4 protein-coding genes are annotated in these 3,825 nt (G+C 40.3%); all 4 read left to right on the top strand.

Annotated features, from left to right (window positions below):
* Nucleotides 1-278, top strand: a 278-nt coding sequence (locus Q8907_14085; GenBank protein MDP4275400.1) for an alpha/beta hydrolase, incomplete at its 5' end; no start/stop codon positions are given.
* A gap of 18 nt (nucleotides 279-296) precedes the next feature.
* On the top strand, nucleotides 297-800 hold the full coding sequence (locus tag Q8907_14080; protein MDP4275399.1) for a prolyl oligopeptidase family serine peptidase: 504 nt from the start codon (nucleotides 297-299) through the stop codon (nucleotides 798-800).
* 16 nt (nucleotides 801-816) lie between these two features.
* Complete coding sequence (locus Q8907_14075; GenBank protein ID MDP4275398.1) at nucleotides 817-978, top strand: hypothetical protein; 162 nt, start codon at nucleotides 817-819, stop codon at nucleotides 976-978.
* A gap of 48 nt (nucleotides 979-1,026) precedes the next feature.
* Nucleotides 1,027-3,498 (top strand): glycoside hydrolase family 95 protein, encoded by a 2,472-nt coding sequence (locus Q8907_14070; GenBank protein ID MDP4275397.1) that lies wholly within the window; start codon nucleotides 1,027-1,029, stop codon nucleotides 3,496-3,498.
* The last annotated feature ends 327 nt before the right edge of the window (nucleotides 3,499-3,825 follow it).

Raw genomic sequence — 3,825 nt, 5'->3', positions numbered from 1 at the left:
TGGACATTTATCTGCCTAAAGTCCAAAAATCAACTTATCCGGTGGTGATTTCTATTTATGGCAGCGCATGGATGGCTAATAATATGAAAGGCGCTGATCTTTCTGTTTTAGGAAAGGCTGTACTTGATGCCGGTTTCGCTGTGGTTACTCCTAACCACCGTTCCAGTATGGATGCTAAATTTCCTGCTCAGATAAATGATATTAAAGCTGTAATAAGGTTTGTCCGGGCAAATGCAGAAGAATATCAGTTAGATACACGGTTTGTCGTGATTACCTGAAGTTCTTCAGGCGGGTATATGGATGCAATGGCCGGGAATTCGAGTAATGTAAAAAAATATTCCTTTGGAAATGTTACCGTTGACCTGGAAGGAAATCTTGGCCCATATACAAACTATAGTAGTTCGGTTGATGCTGTTGTTGACTGGTTCGGACCTACCAACATGCTGGTTATGGATTCATGTGGAGGAACAAATTTTATTCATAACTCCGCGAATTCTCCTGCTTCTCTTTATATTGGAGGGCCCATTCAGGAAAATAAAGAAAAAACTTTACTGGCCAGTCCGACAACTTATGTAGATCCAAGCGATCCTCCGTTTCTTATTTTTCATGGCGATAATGATCGTGTGATTCCTCATTGTCAGGGCGAAATCCTTTATAAAGCATTGCAGAATGCTAAAGTATCCAGTCAGTTTTTTCTTGTGCCTGGAGGTGGACATGGCCCTGGTACTCAGATTGATGAGAATTTGAAAAAGATGGTTGATTTTTTTATAGGTAATGCCGGGATGAAATTAAACCGATAAATCCTTATTGCCAGATATGAAAACATTGAAAGTCTCCATCATTCTGTTGTCCATTATTCCTTTTACTCTAAAGGCACAGGGAATAGTATATTTATATGCGGGCATAATCCCAAATTCAAAAACGGCAGTCAAACAAGGAATCTCAGATAATGTAGTTCCGGGGCTCACCGAAGTGTAAGCAAACCAACGGATGACCGGATTGATTAATAATTAGTGAATTGAAAATATGAAAAAGAAAATTTTATACATACTGTTTGGTCTGATGTGTATTCTTGATGCTTCAGCTCAAAATGAGTCTCTTTTAAAGCTTTGGTATACGCATCCGGCCAAACAATGGGTTGAAGCCTTGCCTGTAGGAAATGGCCGTTTGGGCGCAATGGTATTTGGAGACCCTTGCAAAGAAACAATTCAGCTGAATGAAAACACGGTCTGGGCCGGTCAGCCTAACCGTAATGATAACCTAAATGCAAAGGCCGTTTTATCTGAAGTCCAAAAAATGATTTTTGATGGTAAATATAAGGAAGCCGATGACCAGGTGAATCAAAATTTTATCAGTAAAACTTCACACGGAATGTCTTATCAAACTGTTGGCAACCTTAAACTATATTTCCCGGGGCATGAAAATTATTCTGCTTATTACCGGGAACTTGATATTGAAAAAGCTGTGACAACGACACGTTATAAAATTAACGGGGTTAATTATTCTACTGAAGTGTTTTCATCGTACCCTGATCAGGTAATTGTCGCTAAAATTTCTGCTGACAAGCCAGGATCAATAAGCTTTTCAGCTGCCATGGACAGGCCAAAAGCCAGAGGTGGCGCTTCAACCTGTAAGGTGAAGTCTGCCGGGAGTGATGAGCTTGTTTTGACCGGAATCACCAGCGATCAGGAAACTGTTAAAGGCGGCGTTCAGTTCGAAGCTAAAGTGAAAATTATCACGAACGGCGGAACTAAGTCAGTGACGGATTCTACATTAAGTGTTTCGAATGCTGATGGGGCTGTTATTTATATATCCATAGCTACAAATTTCAAGAATTACAATGATATTAGCGCCAACCCGGACGATCGGGTGAACGCTTATCTTCAGACAGCCTTGAAGAAGAGTTACAATCAGATTTTGAAAGATCATATTTCCGATTATCAATCTTATTTTAACAGGGTGAAACTTGACCTTGGAGTAACTGATGCTGCTAAAGAGCCAACAGACGTCCGTCTCGAGAAATTTGCCAAAAGTGATGATCCTCAATTTGTGGCTTTGTATTTTCAATTTGGCCGTTATTTGCTGATTTCTTCATCGCGACCTGGCGGGCAACCTGCTACCTTGCAGGGAATATGGAATGATCAGCTTTTCCCTGCCTGGGATAGCAAATATACGGTGAACATAAACACTGAAATGAATTATTGGCCTTCGGAAATCACTAACCTTACCGAAATGAATGAGCCGCTGGTCCAGATGCTTCACGAACTTTCGGAAACGGGTCAACAGACGGCCAGGGTTATGTATGGCGCACGGGGATGGGTTGTCCATCACAACACAGATATCTGGAGAATGAATGGGCCGATAGATTTTGCTTCTGCCGGAATGTGGCCTACGGGCGAAGCCTGGCTTTCGCAACATCTGTTCTACAAATATGAATACAATGGGGATAAAGAGTATCTTAAATCAATTTATCCAATCGTGAAAGGAGCTTCCCTGTTCTTGCTCGATTTTATGGTGGAAGATCCCAAAAACAAATGGTTAGTGGTTTGCCCTTCTGTTTCTCCCGAAAATACACCCGGGGCACATCCTGTGACCGCTTTGACTGCTGGGACGACGATGGATAACCAACTGGTATTCGATTTGTTTAATAAAACCATTAAAGCTGCCGAAACTCTGAATGTTGATAAAGATCTGGTGCTAAAGCTTAAAGCTGCTTTAAAACGTGTCCCTCCCATGCAAATCGGCCAGTGGGGACAATTGCAGGAATGGATAAACGATTGGGATAATCCAAATGATAAAAATCGTCACGTATCCCATTTGTATGGATTATTCCCGTCAAATCAGATTTCACCTTACAGAACGCCTGAATTGTTTGCTGCAGCAAAAACATCACTCATTGCTCGCGGAGATGAATCAACCGGATGGTCCATGGGGTGGAAAGTTAATTTTTGGGCACGTCTTCTTGATGGTGATCATGCCTGTAAACTAATTTCCGATCAGCTTACTCCTTCTATACAACCCAAGGGCTTTCAAAAAGGTGGAACCTATCCTAATCTTTTTGATGCACATCCGCCTTTCCAAATCGATGGCAATTTTGGTTGTACTTCCGGTATTGCTGAAATGCTGGTGCAAAGCCAGGATGGCGCTATACATTTGTTGCCTGCCCTGCCTTCAGCCTGGAAAAATGGCAGTGTAAAAGGATTAAAGGCAAGAGGTGGTTTTGAAGTGAATATGCAATGGGCAAATAACGAATTGACCAAAGCTGTCATTAAATCGTCATTGGGCGGAAATTGCCGAATTCGTTCGTATTACCCGTTGAAAGGTAAAGGTCTTAAACAGGCAAAGGCACAAAACCCTAATCCGTTTTTTAACGTAATAAATCCTAAAGAACCATTAAATCACTCAAAAACGGCAAAACCATCGCTAAGCCTGAAGAAAGTATATGAGTATGATGTTAATATGAAAAAGGGAAGTGAAATAGAAATTAGCAAACAGTAAATTCTACTTTCAATTTTGTTGTTCGGAAATTATCCAAATGAAAAGAATGCCTGCAACTTCCTTGTTAATGACTGTAATAGACAATGATTTTACTGAACGGATGTCAGGGTTCCTTTTTATAATTATTAAGGTTGAAAACAATAGACAAGATATCTGGCAGAAACATTACTGCCGGGAATAATAAGAATGTAAATAAATTATAAATTTTATGACAATACAAAAAAAACTAATTCCATTTTTTGTGTTTTTAGTTGTTTCTGCAACTGCTTATCCGCAGGGAACAGGATTAACTAATAATCCAATTACTATTTGCAATCCTGTAAACCT

Source organism: Bacteroidota bacterium, from assembly GCA_030706565.1.
Taxonomy (GTDB): Bacteria; Bacteroidota; Bacteroidia; order Bacteroidales; family JAUZOH01; genus JAUZOH01.
Note: the sequence above shows the minus strand (reverse complement) of the source record. Positions and strands in the feature narration are given on the sequence as shown.

Bases quoted from the DNA above. Each gene is read 5' to 3' on its own strand.
- Q8907_14075 (MDP4275398.1), top strand. From the start codon at position 817: ATGAAAACATTGAAAGTCTCCATCATTCTGTTGTCCATTATTCCTTTT.
- Q8907_14070 (MDP4275397.1), top strand. From the start codon at position 1,027: ATGAAAAAGAAAATTTTATACATACTGTTTGGTCTGATGTGTATTCTT.
- Q8907_14080 (MDP4275399.1), top strand. From the start codon at position 297: ATGGATGCAATGGCCGGGAATTCGAGTAATGTAAAAAAATATTCCTTT.